The following is a 15334-nucleotide window of genomic DNA, read 5'->3' as shown; positions in this document are numbered from 1 at the left end:
TAATGGGCAGGCACTGGGGCGAATTCGCCACTTTTTATACCCTTCTGTGAGTTTTCGAGCCCAGCATTGGAACGCTGAACACATCCAGGGCCGGCGAAAAGCTCAATTGATCAGCGTCTCCTTAGGGAAGTTTCTGGTGCCCCGGCCTCCACCGGGGCATGCTGCTTTATCGAAGATCGAACATCTGATCGAGCTTGTAAAACAGCACAATCAAAGTAGGCGCGAGAATCAGTAGAGCAGCGATAAATCCAATCCAGAAACTTTTGTTCATTTGAAAACTCCGGTTACTTACGTTGACGTTGTGACTTGATTTTTAGCTGGTGAATCGTTTCGTCCACCATGTAATTAGTATAGCTCATGACAACTCATTTGACAACTCATTTATGTTGTCAAATGAAGTTCGGATTCATATAAATTTTGATTGAAAAGCGCTTATTGATAGCTTGCGCAAATTGAATCCAGACGCGCCAATGGCTGGCCAGGACCTGGTTCTGTAGACCGGCTTTCCTGCGGATGAGTAGAACAAACGGGGGCGGCTCAAGTCCTGACGCATGTCAGGATGCCGCCGCAGGACGGCCCCCCCCCCTGTCACGCGGGAGCATGTAGGGGCGGGTTTGGGCGGGCCGACCTCGGCCAGCCCCGATGCGACCGCTCCGGGACGTCAAGTCGCCCCGGAACAGGCTTTTCAGAAGGCGAAGCAGCCTTGTCCTGACGCATCCTCGAATGGGGGCGGCGCATCCAGCGTCTGCGACTGCAACCATGGGGACTCGGCCACACGCGCTATGCAGCTTTGCCTGTGATCCGGCTTCACGATGCGGCGGCCCTTTTCCTTCATCAGACCGGCCAACCAATGGCGGGCCTCGTCCTCAACCGTGCGGCCTCCGACCGGGCTGAAAAACTGCGAACGGTAGCCGGTTTCCGAAACAAAGGGCCGCTCGACATCGACCACATGGAATCCGAAATGGAAGTGCCAGCGGTGCATCCCGGGCGCTGAATGAACCAGCGCCCGCATGCCGTCCACCGTAATAACGAACTGGCCGCGCTGCCCCCAGCGGGGAACTTGCCCAACGGGCGCTGCACAGTGCGCGGCGATCACGTTACCCGCCGAATCCTCACCGGCGAAACTGCCGGAATGGGTGCCGCCGTTCAGTTTCCAAATGATCGCGTCGAAGCGATCAGCCGTGTCCTGAGCGGCCCCCATATCGCAAGCCATCACAGCACTGTCGAACTCCAATGCGACCGCTTCGGCAGCGGCTAGCAAGCCCGCGTGATCGTCCGGAAACTGGACGGCCAGCGCTGCCGCTTTGCACACATTCGCCGCTGGTTTTTTCATCTGTCCCATTCGTATTCTCCTTGGATTTTGTGTTGGATACCTCCGTCACCACACAATCATTATAGCAAATGACAACACTATTGACAACCTCTATGGGTTGTCAATATGAATGGTCGCCGCAGTTCGCCCGCCGGGAACCGTGTTCTGTAGACCGGTTTTCGCGGCCGATGAGTAGAGCAAACGGGGGCGGCTCAAGTCCTGACGCATGTCAGGATGCCGCCGCAGGACGGCACCCCCTGTCACACGGGAGCATGTAGGGGCGGGTTTGGCCGGGCCGACCCCGGCCAGCCCCGATGCGACCGGTCCGGGACATCGAGGGACCGCGTAGCCGGTTTGACTGGTGACATGATCGCGGCGCCGGCGCGGCGGCCGCGTCACCAAACGCTGGTGACAGCGATCGCGCACCTGGTGCGGCCAGGCGTCACCATGCCGGGCTGCATTGGTGACTGGCCACCAGCTGCAGCGCCGCCGCGGTGGCACCAAAACAAAGGGGTGCGGGGTTGTCTTTGCGGGGTTAGGCAAGTGGTGGCCTGGAGGGGTGGGCGGCTTCATCGCCCAGTCGCGCAGCGACCAAGGGAGCGTAAGCGACCGCGCTCCGGAACGGGCATCCCGGTTTTTCGCGTACGCGAAAAATGCCCCGGACCTTGGGGAAGGTCTGGGTGAACCAAGCTGCGCGTGTGCAGCAAAAGTGCGAACACCCCTTCCGATGTCATGGCGGCGGCGCTATACTGCAAATACTGTACAAAAACACAGTACCTAAAAACTAGAATATGAACAACATCCTTCCATTCCCCATCAACGGCGCCGGACTCACCGGTTCCTTCATCCCCGTAGCCGAATTTGCGCCATCAGGGTCGCGACCGCTGATCAATCACAAGCTTTCGGCTGGCTTCCCCTCACCGGCGGCAGACTACGTGGAAAAAGGGCTGGACCTGAATTTGTTCATGATCCAGCACAAGGAGGCGTCCTTTTTCTTTGAGGTCGTGGGCGACAGCATGTCGGGTATCGGCATCATGGACGGCGACTATGTTCTCGTGGACAGGTCCGTGACGGCTTCCCACGGCCATTACGTCCTGGCTGTGATCGACGGCGAGTACACGCTGAAACGGCTTCATGCGCAGCAAGGCGTCATTGAGCTGCATCCCGAAAACGGCGCCTATGTGTAGTGACCTGCATTTGAAACGGGCCGGACCAGCATTCCAGCCAATTATCGGCCAGGAATAGCTGCAACCAACAGCCCCCTCAAACCAACATTAGCTGCAATTGAACCTGCATTTGTCCCCGCCGACCTGCATTCCTTCGCCGCGAACCAGGATTATCTGCAACTGAACAACGCCGCTACTGGCGCATCGGCGCCGGGTGGTGGCACGCGCTCAGAGAATTGCAGTACAGAGCGGGGCAGCGCTCGAAACGGAACAAATCGTGTGCTAAGGCATAGCCGGGCTTGTACCACTCTGTAGCGACGCAATCATCGGGCAGGACACATTCCCCTGTCGCGAGTGGCAGGCATTGACAAGATCAGATAGCACGGTTTCCATGCGTGCCAAATCGGCCAACTTCTCGCGCACGTCTTTGAGCTTGTGCTCGGCCAAGCTGCTGGCTTCTTCGCAGTGGGTACCATCGTCGAGCCGCAAAAGCTCGGCAATCTCATCCAATCTGAAGCCGAGTCGCTGGGCCGACTTCACAAATCTCACACGCGTCACATCTGCGCCGCCATAGCGACGAATGCTGCCATATGGCTTATCCGGTTCCGGCAACAAGCCCTTGCGTTGATAGAACCGGATGGTCTCCACATTGACCCCGGCGGCCTTGGCAAATACGCCAATGGTCACATTCTCCAAAATACTCTCCATGTCACTTGACTCCGTACAGAACTACGGAAGTAAGGTTACGCTATCTAATCGGGATTTGAAAGGATCGTCGGAATGTCTGAACCAAAATACGGCCGGGGGGCCCTCTTCGCTGGCGGATTAGCGGCCATCCTCGCCTCCACATGCTGTCTGGGGCCACTGATCCTGGTGACGCTGGGCTTTTCGGGTGCCTGGATTGGTAACTTGACAGTGCTTGAGCCCTACCGCCCGCTGTTCATCGGCGCGGCGCTGGTGGCATTGTTTTTCGCCTGGCGGCGTATCTTCCGTCCAGCCACTGCTTGCCAGCCGGGCGAGATCTGCGCGCTGCCGCGGGTGCGCACCACCTACAAGCTGATTTTTTGGACCGTGGCGATGTTGGTTCTTGTCGCGCTTGTTTACCCTTATGTCGTTCCATTCTTCTACTAACCAGGAGTCCACTATGAATAAGTTATTCGCCTCTCTCGCACTCGCCGCTGCAGTCGCCCCGGTGTGGGCTGCCAACCAAACCGTTACGCTGGCGGTTCCAGGCATGACCTGCGTCACCTGCCCAATCACAGTGAAGAAGGCCCTCTCCAAGGTCGACGGCGTGAGCAAGATCGATGTGAGCTTTGAGAAGCGTGAGGCAGTCGTCACCTTTGACGATGCCACAACCAGTGCGCAAAAGTTGACCAAGGCGACCGACGACGCTGGCTACCCATCCAGCGTCAAGCATTGACCTGCCAACTAGAAAGCCCTTCATGAGTTTAATCAAACGCATCACCGAGAACACCGGAATTCTTGGCAGCATTGTTTCCGGGATAGGCTGTGTAGCCTGCTTTCCCGCTCTCGCTAGTTTTGGCGCCGCCATCGGACTTGGCTTTCTAAGTCAATACGAGGGGCTGTTCATTACGACGCTATTGCCGCTGTTTGCGGTGCTGGCGTTGTTTTCCAATGTGCTGGGATGGTTCGAGCACCGCCAGTGGCGGCGCACCGCGCCTGGCGTAGCCGGGTCGCTTCTGGCATTGTTGGCCGCACTCTTGATGCGGTTCTACAGCCTGCCGACGGCACCGCTGCTTTACGTCGGACTAGCCCTCATGGTTGGTGCATCCATTTGGGACTTGGTATCGCCGGCGCGCCGGTATTGCGGCCCAAACGGCTGCGCACTGCCCGCGAAACAAGGCTAGGGCATTAGCCCCGGCGGCACATACAGAAAAGGAATAAAACATGACTACCTTGAAGATTACCGGCATGACCTGCGACTCTTGCGCACTGCATGTCAAGAAAGCCTTGGAGAATGTACCCGGCGTCCAGTCGGCGGACGTCTCCTATACAAAAGGAAGCGCCAGACTCAACATCGCGGTCGGCACGTCACCCGACGCGCTGACGGCCACTGTTGCCCGGCTTGGATATCGGGCCACGCTCGCCGATGAGCCGACGGCTCCGGCGCGTGACGGAATACTCGGTAAAATGCGCAATTGGCTAGGCAACGAGGACAAAACTGACGGCGATCGTGGCCAGCTCCATATTGCCGTGATCGGCAGCGGCGGAGCCGCAATGGCGGCGGCGCTGAAAGCGGTCGATCAAGGAGCGCGTGTCACTCTGATCGAGCGCGGCACCATCGGCGGGACATGCGTCAATGTCGGTTGCGTGCCGTCCAAGATCATGATCCGCGCCGCCCATATCGCCCACCTGCGCCGAGAAAGTCCGTTCGACAACGGCATTCAGGCGGCAGCGCCGACCATCCAGCGCTCGGCGCTGCTGGCCCAGCAGCAGGCCCGTGTCGAGGAATTGCGCCATGCAAAATATGAAGGCATCCTGGATGGCAATCCCGCCATCACTGTAGTGCATGGCGAAGCCCAATTCAAAGACGGTCGCAGCTTGGTAGTGCAACTCGATGACGGTGGCGAGCGCGTGGTGGCGTTCGACCGTTGCCTGATCGCCACCGGCGCAAGCCCGGCCGTGCCGCCGATTCCTGGCTTGAAGGACACGCCTTACTGGACTTCCACCGAGGCACTGGTCAGCGACACGATCCCCGAGCGCCTGGCCGTGATCGGCTCATCGGTGGTGGCGCTGGAACTGGCGCAGGCGTTCGCCCGACTCGGCAGCAAGGTAACGATCCTGGCGCGCAACACGCTGTTCTTCCACGAGGACCCAGCCATCGGCGAGGCGGTGACGGCCGCGTTCCGCATGGAGGGCATCGAGGTACTGGAACGCACGCAGGCCAACCAGGTTGCCCATGTGGACGGCGAATTCGTACTCACCACGGCAAACGGTGAACTGCGTACTGACAAGCTGCTGATCGCCACCGGTCGCACGCCCAATACTCGCAGCTTGGCACTGGATGCGGCGGGTGTCACGCTCAACCCACAAGGCGCTATCGTCATCGACACCGGCATGCGTACCAGCGTAGAACATATCTACGCCGCCGGCGACTGCACTGACCAGCCGCAGTTCGTCTATGTGGCCGCCGCCGCCGGCACCCGTGCGGCCATCAACATGACCGGCGGCGATGCGGCCCTGGACCTGACCGCAATGCCAGCCGTGGTGTTCACCGACCCGCAAGTGGCAACCGTGGGTTACAGCGAGGCGGACGCGCAGCATGACGGCATCGCGACCGATAGCCGCACCCTCACGCTGGACAACGTGCCGCGCGCGCTCGCCAACTTCGACACACGCGGCTTCATCAAGCTGGTGGCCGATGCCGGCAGTGGACGCTTGATCGGAGTGCAAGCAGTCGCGCCGGAGGCGGGCGAGTTGATCCAGACGGCAGCGCTGGCGATTCGTAACCGCATGACGGTGCAGGAACTGGCCGACCAGTTGTTCCCGTACTTGACGATGGTCGAAGGGCTGAAACTCGCGGCGCAGACGTTCAACAAGGACGTGACGCAGCTGTCCTGCTGCGCCGGTTGAGGAAAAAGAGGTCTGCGATGGGGCGCCTATACTGTATTTCAACTGGCGCTTGACGCTGGGGTGAGCGTGCATGTCGTACGCAACTACCTGGTGCGCGGCTCGATGCGACCAGTGGCTTCCATTACGGGCAGGTATGGCTTGTTTGACGCCGCTGCCCTGCAATGTCTGTGCTTGGTGCTGGCAGCCTTTGAGGCAGGCATCGGCTCTGGCGCGGCTCGATGCAATGGACAGCGATCTTGCCGCCGCGTAGCTTGCCGTACTACGTCAACTCGTCGAACGCTGGCGCGAGGCTCTGGCCAGCCTAGAAACGCAGTTGGCCGCAATGCCAAGGTAGTCCAAAAAACGAGGGTTTTCTGGAGGGGCGTGGACGCAAGCGCGCTCTGGCCTGGATGCCCGGCGCTCGAAGTCCACAAACGCCGTCCACAAATCTTGCTCCAACAACTGCGCCATTCGATGGGTTCCTGGAACTTTGTCAGTTGCAGATAATTCTGGTCGGTGGTGGTGGAATGCAGGTCGGCCCCATCAAATGCAGGTTCATTCGCAGTTAATTCTGGTTTGAGGGGGCCGTCAGTCGCAGTTAATTCCGGTCGAAAAAGCCGCTGAATGCAGGTTGGCGCGTTTTCAAACGCAGGTCGCTACACCTATGCGCCGATCCGGCTGGTCGAAGGCCAGGAGTTACAGGTCTGGGGCGTTGTGACTGGGGTTGTGCGGAAATACAGGGTCTAGCGATGTCGCCGCACCATCAACTGTTCGCCCTGGTTGACGTGAACAATATGTACGTGTCGTGCGAACGCGCTTTCAACCCCCGCCTGCAAGGCCGCCCCGTCGTCGTCCTGTCGAACAACGACGGCTGCGCCGTTGCCCGAAGCAACGAAGTCAAGGCGCTGGGAGTAAAGATGGGCACGCCCTGGTTTCAAATGAAGGACTTGGTACGCCAGCACGGCATCATCGGCCTCAGTTCGAATTACACCCTCTACGGCGACATGAGCAACCGCATCATGACGATCCTGCGCACGTACAGCCCGAACGTGGAGGTCTACAGTATCGACGAGTCCTTCCTCGGCCTGAACGGCCTGTCCGGCCTTTGGGAATCGCCCACGGCCATGGGCCAGGACATCAGGAAGCGCATACTCCAGTGGACCAGCCTGCCCGTGTGCGTCGGCGTCGGCAGCAGCAAGACACTGGCGAAGCTGGCCAACCACATAGCCAAGAAATTCCCGCTGTTTGAGAGTGTTTGCGACCTGTCCAGCATGTCGGCCGCCCGCATGCGGTGGCTGTTCCTCCGCATCGACGTGGGCGAGGTCTGGGGCGTAGGGCGACGCATCGGCGCCAAGCTGCACGACATGGGCATCCATACGGTGCAGGATTTGAAGGACGCCGCGCCCCGCGACATCCGCAGCCGGTTCGGTGTGGTGATGGAACGCACGTGCAACGAGCTGCGGGGCCTGTCCTGCCTGGCACTCGAAGAGGTGGCGCCGCCGCGCAAGGAAATCGTCTCGTCCCGGTCATTCGGCGCCATGGCCGTGAACGTGGCCGAATTGGAGGAAGCCGTTTCGACGTATATAGCGCGGGCCGGAGAAAAGCTGCGCGCCCAGGCCTCGCTGTGCGGCGCAGTGCACGTATTCGTGCAGACCAATCCTTTCCGGCAGCAAGACCCACAGTACAGCAACGGCCTGACCATCCCACTTGTAGAGCCGACCGACGACAACAGGGTACTGACGGCGGCGGCCCTGCAAGGACTCAGCCTAATTTACAGGGAAGGTTTCATGTATAAAAAAGCCGGGGTTATGCTAATGGACCTGTCGCCCAACGCCGTGAGTCAAGGCCAGCTGTTCGCGCCCCCTCGACAGCGCGAGCAATCGGCGAAGGTGATGGCCACCCTGGATGCGCTGAACAAGCGTTTCGGGCGCGACGCGCTGCACCTGGGATCGGCCGGGCTGGCGCAGCGGTGGGCGATGCGGGCAGAGAATAAAACGCCCTGCTACACCACTAGGTGGGATGAACTGCCGAAGGTGTACGCGAACTAACTTACACCACACTTGTTTATGTAATAATGGTGTATAGAAACATTTCGCTAAACACGGAAAGTAGGACGGCCGGATTTGTCACCAGAGCATCGGTGGACACGACGGCTGAAGGGAACATCATGCTCTGCTGAAAAGGACACTTGAATGGCCAATTTAAAGAAGAAAATTGCAACCAGATTGGCCGCGCTGAAGGACATTGCGGAGGTAAGTGTAGAACGTACGAAATCCGATGGCGAAATCACCATTTCCCATAAGCGCCATCATGTCGCGGATTTCTACTTCAAGTGGCTCGATGACAACCACTACGCTGGCTACTTCATGGACGCAAAGGGGAAAAAGAGCCAGGCGATTGTTTCGCTTTGGACACCAATGGAAGCCATCAAATTCATGGTGCTGTACGCCACTTTGGTCGAATTGGGCGCAAAACGTCCTGGCCCAACGGACTAGCAGGAGCACATATGAATGAACAACAACTTACCGCCAAGGCGATTCAGTATCTTGCACAAGTGGTGGAAGCCTACAGCGCAGTACTGCAAACTGGTCAGTTGGAAAACGCAACATCAGCCATCCATTGCATTAGATATGGTGCACAGCACATTCAAAAAATTAGTCAGAATAGCTTGGAAACTGAGAATGTGAAGCATCGCATGTGGGCCATTCGAGACGCCATGATTTGGCTGTCAATCTTGCGCAAGAGACAACAGGAAGTAGATCTGGTTGCGGGCTCAGGTATGCCGCTGCCGTCAGAAAATGAAATCCAGTCTATCCAAACGGCAGCAAATATGTACCGAGAAAGCTAACCGTCGAGCAATCGAAATAACCGTGAAACCCACTTAGGCCGTCGGACGGCGAAGGTGTAGAGCCCATACCCTTTTGACTTGGCTTTCAGAGCAGCCGGCCAGCTTGGCCGTTTCGGCAATTGAATGACTGGAGCGCAGCGCCACAATCCGGTCATGCACCGAGTGATCGGTTTTACGCCCTGGATACTTGCCCTGCTGTTTCGCCAACTCGATCCCTTGCAACTGGCGCTGGCGCCGCGTTTCGTACTCTTCACGCGCCATCTGGAGGGCAAGCTTCAATAGCATCTCCTGGACCGACTCCAGCACAATCTTGGCGATGCCATCGCTCGATGCGACAAGTTCTGTCAGATCGACAACGCCGGGAACCGCCAGCCTAGCCCCCGTGGCGCGGATGGAAGTGACGAGTTTTTCGGCCTCTGGAAGCGGCAGGCGGCTGATCCTGTCGATTTTTTCCGCAATCACCACGTCCCCGGGCCGCAAATCCGAGATCATCCGCAACAGTTCCGGACGGTCGGCCCGAGCGCCGGACGCCTTCTCTCTGTACACAGCGGCGATGTAGAAACCAGCGGCGGCCGCCTCGGCCTCGATGCTGGCTTGCCTGGCCAAATCCTGCTGTTCCGTGCTCACTCGCAAATAGATACGAGCTACTTTCATTTCACGATACGCAATGCAGGTTTCCTTACTCGTCTATTGGGACGCGGACTGAGCGAAGCCCACTTCATGCGGCCCAGCTGGATGATGACATACACGGCGGCGATGCCAAATCCGATCTTGACCACTGTCGGATTGGCGATGCGCATGGACTGCCAGCCAAGCCAACACAACACCGTCATGATGACCATAAAAAAGGTCAGCATCACGAAAAACTTGCGGCGACTGTCCGGGCTGCGCCACCTTGGTGCGGAAAGTTTCACGGCGGTCCCTTCTCCATTCAAGATTTTCGCGGACGCGAAAACGGTTCTATCTGAAACGATAACCCAATGGCAGAAGGACTGCCACAAAATCTAAGCCAATTTGGGTATACCCAAATGAGCCAAGAAAAATCACACTGGTCAAGAAACGATAGAGCAAGTCTACTTGGCTAGGCTATTTTTGGCGACCCTAATTGACCAAAAATTGTCATTAAATAAACAATATTTATAAATTTATTTGTTTGTTTATTTATTTGTTAGTTTATTAGTTAATTTATAAATACAAAGTAACTGTGATATACTGTTCCTTCTTCTACCGAAGGAACAGCCATGCGCCCAGTCGAATTCACACCAGAGGTCATCATTCAAGCCGGTCAACAGCTGAAAGACGGCGGCCGCAACATAACCGGCTTCGCATTGCGCAAGCTGGTAGGCGGTGGAAATCCGACCCGGCTGAAACAGGTCTGGGACGAGCACATCAACAGCCAGGGCGCCGCCAAAAGCGAACCGATTGCAGAGCTACCAATCGAGCTTGCTGAAGAAATGGCCAGCATCACGAAGGAGTTGGTGGAACGCCTCACCGCCTTGGCGGTGGCCGTCAACGACAAGGCCGTGAAGGCGTCAGAACGCCGGGTTCACGAGGTTGTCCGTGCAGCTGGGGAACAACGCGAGCAGGCCGAACGGGAGCTTGCCGATGCCTCTCAGACCGTAGACGATTTGGAAGCTAAGCTCGATGAGACCACAGCCACGGTAGAATCTCTGAAAGCCGAGCTAACCCGAAGCCAGGAAAAGACCCAGCGGCAAGCCGTCGAACTCGCCCAGGTAAGCGAAAGGCTCGTCCTGGCCGAGAAAAGCGCAAAGGCATTGGCTGATCAACATGCAACCGAACAAAGAAAATTGTCTGGACAGATCGAAGCCGACCGCCAGCGGCACCAGCTTGAAGGTGACAAACTACGCGGAGACCTGGCCAAGTTGGAAGCGCGGACCGAAGCGGCCAAGGAGCAACACGATGCGGAACTGGCCCGGTTAAAGGTCAGCCGGGACGAAGAACGGCAGCGGCAGCAACAAGTCGCCGACGAGCTACGCGCAGCTTTGCAAGCGGCACAAGAACATGCCGAAGCAGCCAGCAGCGAGCATGTCACCGAACGTCTGCGGCACCAGCAGGATATTGATCAGCTGCGTTCCGAACTTGCCAGGGCCCAAACCAAAGCGGATCAGGCGGAACAACTACATCAGGAACAACGCAAGTCCACCGCGCAAGAAATGCACCACGTAGCCGAACGCGCGAACAAGGCAGAGACAGAACGCGATGCGGCCAGAGCAGAGGCTACAGGCGCACGTGAGGAAACCGCGAAATTGCGCGGCCAGATCGAGGCGCTTCAAACGCAAACTGCCGAACAACTAAGGACACTCGCTGCGTTGCATTCTCAGTCGATACAAGCCGAACCGGCTTTGCCATCCAAACCCAAAAATTCCAAGTAGGTCCGGTGGTGGTGACACCTGGTGCGCAAAAGATCCTGCAGCCAGTCACCACTAGCGTCAAAGCCAACTAAACGCCTTAGCGCGCGGGCGTCCCCGCTTGCTTGCGTACCGATTTCGGAACGAAATCGACACGCCTGCATGGATTGTTTTTCTTCGAAAAAAATCCTTAAAAACCAACCCCGTCCGGTCTCGGGCCTGTGGACAACGAAAATCCGTTGCCCACAGGGTTTATTCGTGCAGGTCTGCCGCCGAGGTACTTTTTTACCCACCGGCCGCAAATCTTCCTTCTGAAAGCCAAACATTACGGTCGGTTGCGTTCTCCAGCAGGGGCGATTTGAGTCCGAGGACCGAAGCCGAAGGCGAGGGAGCGAGGATGGCCCGTTAGGGCCACCCCTGCCCCAAACCCGGCGCCGCTCCACGGCGACCGGCCAGTTGCCATGACTGTGGTACTTCGGGGCTTCAAGCCCCGCACATTGTGTTCTTGATGTTGAGTCTTTCTTGTGCGGCCAACGGCCGCAGTCTGGGGATGCATTCGGGCGCTTGCATATGGTGCCGCGTAAGCGGAACCATAACCACCGGCGGATGCGGTCCTATGTTTCGGGGCGCTCCAGCCCCGCTCTTTTTGTTTTTGAGTATTCCTTGTGCGCCCAACGGGCGCAGTCTGGACCTACCCCGCGCAGCGGGGCGGCCGCGCTAGCGGGCGGGCTCAGGAGATAATAAGAGAGCGTGTCGTCGTAGGTGCCCGGAAACCCGCACCAGCGCTCAGTTATGCGGTATGTTTATAGGTCACACCTTGGCCTGTATTCAGTTCATGCTGTGAGCGGTATACAGGTCACCAGTTATGACCTGTATCTGATTTTTCCTACCACATTTACTTGGGAAATGGAAGGATACTGACAGTAATTATATAAGGGCCGCCGATCATATGTCCACCTGACCTGTATTGAGGTCATCCATGACCCGGCGAGCATCTAATTTGGCCCTCCGGGGCTCAGCGTTAACCCGCCACGGTTCACGAAGACCAAGCCAGGAGGTGTCGTGACCCGAATTGAGGTCATCCGTGACCTGAATACAGGTCACGCGTGACCTCGCAGTCTTCATCTGTGGCCTTCCATGGTTCAGCGTTAACCCTCGGGAGGTCGCGCAACGAAGGATACACAAAGGCGCTGAGCTTGATATGGATCAAATTTGACCTGTATAGGGGTCACCGGTGAGCCGCCGGGATTCTTTCCTGACCTCGCACGGGTCAAGAAAAGTCTTGCGCGGGTCTTCTATGACGAGTATATTAACATTCATGACCTTCCGAAGGTCACGGATGAACTGAATACAGGTCAAGGAAGCCACCGATGAACGATCTTTCCCCCGACGACAGCGGAAATAACCGCTCCCGCCAGCAGCTGTTGGCCGAGCTGGAATCTACGCGCAGCGAGCTGGCGCGGGTGAAGCACGGCGCCGTCAATTCCGATTTCGTCCAACTAAGCAAGATATACATGGACGAGACAGTGGACCTCGCCAATCATGCCCCGGCGGCCTTCACCGTCCTGATGGCCCTGGTGAAGCAGATGAACAAGGTCAATTCGGTGATGATCAGTAATGAATCGCTCGAAAAAATTTGCGGCGTCAGCAACTCCACGGTAAAGCGGGCGATCAAAATTCTGCGTGAACAGCAATGGATTGACGTGATGAAAATCGGCACGTCGAACGTCTACCGCGTAAACTCGAATGTCTTCTGGCAGGACAGGGCCGATGGCAAATGGGCGTCGTTCCAAGCTCAGGTCGTGCTGAACTTCGAAGAGCAAGACGAGACGACAAAGAAGCGTTCCGTTAAGGCATGGACGCGGCACCTTCCCCTGGTGGAAGCCAGCGATCCGGCACCGCCGGAAGGGGACGCGCAGGGCAAACTGGGACTTTAACCGGGTTTCGCGGACGCGAAAAAATCAAGATGGCCAACACGGGAAGCCTATACGTGTTTGACGATGGCGGCCGCGCCGCCGCAGGCTACAAAGGCCAGGCCGGGGATTGCTCCAGGGGTGGAACGCGCTGCGTATAGGGGTCTGAGGTGCAGTGGAACGGAAAACCGGGTTAAGCCGCTGGTATCACTTTCAAATATTGATAAAGGGTCTCGCGACTGATGCCGAACTCCCGTGCAAGCGTGGCTTTTGGCTCGCCGGCGCCGGCACGGCGGCGCAGCTCGACAACCTGGTCGTTCATCAGCGCTTTCTTGCGACCTCGGTAGACGCCGCGCTGTTTGGCCAACGCGATCCCTTCGCGCTGCCGCTCGCCAATCAAGGCTCGCTCGAACTCCGCGAACGCCCCCATGACCGACAGCAGCAAGTTTGCCATCGGCGAGTCTTCACCGGTGAAGCTCAGGCATTCCTTGACGAACTCGATTCGTATCCCGCGCTTCGTTAACGTCTGTACCAGCCGGCGCAGATCGTCCAGGTTACGCGCTAGACGGTCCATGCTGTGCACCACTACCGTGTCGCCTTCGCGGGCGAACGACAGCAACGCGTCGAGCTGCGGCCGCTGTGTGTCTTTGCCCGATGCCTTGTCGGTGAACAGCTTGTCCACCTGGACCTGATCGAGCTGACGCTCTGGATTCTGGTCGAAACTGCTGACCCGGACATAACCGATGCGCTGACCTCGCAAAACGTGCCTCCTTAACAAGATGTGTCAGGAAAGACTCTATGACTGTTCAAGGCACATGTCAATTAATTGCGAAACTGACCCTATCCTGACGGATTGTGCTGGACTCTTCTGACATCAGGTTAGGGTATAGCTTAATCGGACACATCGAGAGCAATAGGATCAGTGGAGCTTGGTAGTGACACCGCTCAAGCTCCGTGACATCGCATCTCCAGCGACCCGGCCCGCATCGCGACCAGATACAGCAAGAAGGAGCCGACTGCGACGGCGAGCAGGCCCCATAGCAGTACCGCTGGATTCGTGTGGGCGCGCAGCACCACGGCGGCCACCAAGGGGCCGGCAGCCTTCGACAGCAGCGCCGGCCCGGCCATCGCACCCGAGATGGCGCCGTAATGGTCGCGCCCAAACAGCGACTGCGGTAGCGTGCCGCGCAGGATGGTCAGCACCCCGTTGCTCAACCCGTACAGCACGCAAAACAGCGACACGGCCCAAGCCTGCGCGCCGAACAGCACAAGGATGAGGATGGCGGCGGGCAGCGCGCCGAACGTCAGCTTGCCGACCCATTGCGCCGGCACCCGGTGCGACCAGGCGCGTTCCATGATCCGCCCGGCCACCTGCATCGGCCCGATCAGGGTGGCCAGCAGCACCGCCAGGCTGGCCGCGTGTCCGAAGTCCTGGATCAGCGGAATCAGGTGCACCGACAGCGCCGAGAAGATCAGCGCGTTGGCGGCGAAGGCACCGGCCAAGAGCCAGAACGCGGGGTGCCGCAGCGCCTCGCCCAGCGTGTGGCTCCGGGCAGATCCAGCATCGGCCGTGCGCCGCGGCGCGCCGTCCTTGCTCAGCAGCAGGTGCAGCGGCAGGCACAGCATGAGCTGTGCGGCGGCGAAGCACAGGTACGTTTGGCGCCAGCCCAGCGCGGCGTTCAGCTGGGCGGTCAGCGGCCAGAAGACGGTGCTGGCGAAGCCGCCGAACAAGGTCAGCGTGGAGATGGCCTGGCGAGCGCCGTCGGCGGTCCTGCGGTTGATGGTGGCGAAGGCCGCTTCGTACAGGCTGAGCGCCATGCCCAGGCCGAGCAGCGTCCAGGCGCCGAAATACGCCACCGCGCCGCCGCAGTGGCCGAGCCCCAGCAGGCCGGTGCCGCACGCCAGCGAACCGGCCGCCATCACGTACCGGCCGCCGTAACGGTCGATCGCCATGCCCACCGGGGTGGCCGCCAGCCCGGCCACCAGGATGGCCCAGGAAAAGGCGCCATAAATGAGTTCGGACGGCAGCCCCAGTTCCTGGCGGATGGCGGGCGCCAGCACGCCGAAGGCGTAGTACAGCGCGCCCCAGGACACGATCTGTGTGAAGCCGAGGATGCCGATGGTGCGCCAGGGGTGTTGCATGTTGCGTTCCC

The 15334-nt window shown here is 58.7% G+C and carries 17 protein-coding genes and 1 pseudogene; 12 read left to right on the top strand and 6 right to left on the bottom strand.

The features are described from left to right. Positions 1–235, top strand: a 235-nt coding sequence (locus AC56DV_RS04115; protein ID WP_496313035.1) for a hypothetical protein, incomplete at its 5' end; no start/stop codon positions are given. Between the two features lie 450 nt (positions 236–685). Here AC56DV_RS04115 and AC56DV_RS04110 read toward each other — a convergent pair. Next, positions 686–1342, bottom strand: coding sequence for a hypothetical protein (locus AC56DV_RS04110; RefSeq protein ID WP_496313034.1), 657 nt, complete (start codon positions 1340–1342; stop codon positions 686–688). A gap of 761 nt (positions 1343–2103) precedes the next feature. On the opposite strand from AC56DV_RS04110, the gene AC56DV_RS04105 reads away from it, so the two are divergent. Further along, positions 2104–2499 (top strand): LexA family protein, encoded by a 396-nt coding sequence (locus tag AC56DV_RS04105; RefSeq protein WP_496313033.1) that lies wholly within the window; start codon positions 2104–2106, stop codon positions 2497–2499. 261 nt (positions 2500–2760) lie between these two features. On the opposite strand, the gene merR is transcribed toward AC56DV_RS04105, so the two are convergent. Further along, positions 2761–3186, bottom strand: a complete 426-nt coding sequence (gene merR / locus AC56DV_RS04100; protein WP_496313032.1) for a mercury resistance transcriptional regulator MerR — start codon at positions 3184–3186, stop codon at positions 2761–2763. 72 nt (positions 3187–3258) lie between these two features. Between merR and merT the strand changes: the two genes are divergently transcribed. The 8 genes and pseudogenes from merT to AC56DV_RS04060 all read left to right on the top strand — a co-directional run bounded on the left by merT (position 3259) and on the right by AC56DV_RS04060 (position 8899). Further along, entirely contained in the window at positions 3259–3609 is a 351-nt protein-coding gene (merT, locus tag AC56DV_RS04095) for a mercuric ion transporter MerT (protein WP_496313031.1), read from the top strand. A gap of 13 nt (positions 3610–3622) precedes the next feature. Continuing rightward, positions 3623–3898: a mercury resistance system periplasmic binding protein MerP gene (merP, locus tag AC56DV_RS04090; RefSeq protein ID WP_496313030.1), complete on the top strand. Its 276-nt coding sequence runs from the start codon at positions 3623–3625 to the stop codon at positions 3896–3898. A 22-nt stretch (positions 3899–3920) separates the two neighbouring features. Next, positions 3921–4346, top strand: coding sequence for an organomercurial transporter MerC (gene merC, locus AC56DV_RS04085; protein WP_496313029.1), 426 nt, complete (start codon positions 3921–3923; stop codon positions 4344–4346). Positions 4347–4386: 40 nt separating this feature from the next. Continuing rightward, positions 4387–6072: a mercury(II) reductase gene (gene merA / locus AC56DV_RS04080; RefSeq protein WP_496313028.1), complete on the top strand. Its 1686-nt coding sequence runs from the start codon at positions 4387–4389 to the stop codon at positions 6070–6072. Between the two features lie 12 nt (positions 6073–6084). Then, positions 6085–6406: pseudogene (gene merD, locus AC56DV_RS04075) on the top strand (mercuric resistance transcriptional repressor MerD). A gap of 394 nt (positions 6407–6800) precedes the next feature. After that, a complete protein-coding gene (locus AC56DV_RS04070; RefSeq protein ID WP_496313027.1) occupies positions 6801–8099 on the top strand; it encodes a Y-family DNA polymerase in 1299 nt (432 codons plus the stop codon). A gap of 144 nt (positions 8100–8243) precedes the next feature. Beyond that, a complete protein-coding gene (locus AC56DV_RS04065) occupies positions 8244–8546 on the top strand; it encodes a hypothetical protein (protein ID WP_496313026.1) in 303 nt (100 codons plus the stop codon). Positions 8547–8557: 11 nt separating this feature from the next. Next, positions 8558–8899 (top strand): hypothetical protein, encoded by a 342-nt coding sequence (locus AC56DV_RS04060; RefSeq protein ID WP_496313025.1) that lies wholly within the window; start codon positions 8558–8560, stop codon positions 8897–8899. Positions 8900–8932: 33 nt separating this feature from the next. Here AC56DV_RS04060 and AC56DV_RS04055 read toward each other — a convergent pair whose 3' ends face one another. Continuing rightward, positions 8933–9553, bottom strand: a complete 621-nt coding sequence (locus tag AC56DV_RS04055; protein ID WP_496313024.1) for a recombinase family protein — start codon at positions 9551–9553, stop codon at positions 8933–8935. After that, on the bottom strand, positions 9550–9813 hold the full coding sequence (locus AC56DV_RS04050; RefSeq protein ID WP_496313023.1) for a hypothetical protein: 264 nt from the start codon (positions 9811–9813) through the stop codon (positions 9550–9552). The genes AC56DV_RS04055 and AC56DV_RS04050 overlap by 4 nt, the downstream gene beginning before the upstream one ends. A gap of 327 nt (positions 9814–10140) precedes the next feature. Between AC56DV_RS04050 and AC56DV_RS04045 the strand changes: the two genes are divergently transcribed. Continuing rightward, entirely contained in the window at positions 10141–11292 is a 1152-nt protein-coding gene (locus tag AC56DV_RS04045; RefSeq protein ID WP_496313022.1) for a DNA-binding protein, read from the top strand. A 1346-nt stretch (positions 11293–12638) separates the two neighbouring features. Next, a complete protein-coding gene (locus AC56DV_RS04040; protein WP_496313021.1) occupies positions 12639–13205 on the top strand; it encodes a helix-turn-helix domain-containing protein in 567 nt (188 codons plus the stop codon). Between the two features lie 169 nt (positions 13206–13374). Here AC56DV_RS04040 and AC56DV_RS04035 read toward each other — a convergent pair whose 3' ends face one another. Both AC56DV_RS04035 and AC56DV_RS04030 read right to left on the bottom strand, forming a co-directional pair. After that, positions 13375–13941 carry a recombinase family protein gene (locus AC56DV_RS04035; RefSeq protein WP_496313020.1) on the bottom strand — a complete coding sequence of 189 codons (567 nt, stop codon included), beginning with the start codon at positions 13939–13941 and terminating at the stop codon, positions 13375–13377. A gap of 185 nt (positions 13942–14126) precedes the next feature. After that, complete coding sequence (locus tag AC56DV_RS04030; protein ID WP_496313019.1) at positions 14127–15323, bottom strand: MFS transporter; 1197 nt, start codon at positions 15321–15323, stop codon at positions 14127–14129. Positions 15324–15334 lie beyond the last annotated feature (11 nt).

This window comes from Massilia sp. BGA-UO-ETr-WB1, assembly GCF_059567845.1.
This window is presented reverse-complemented; position numbering and strand designations above follow the sequence as displayed.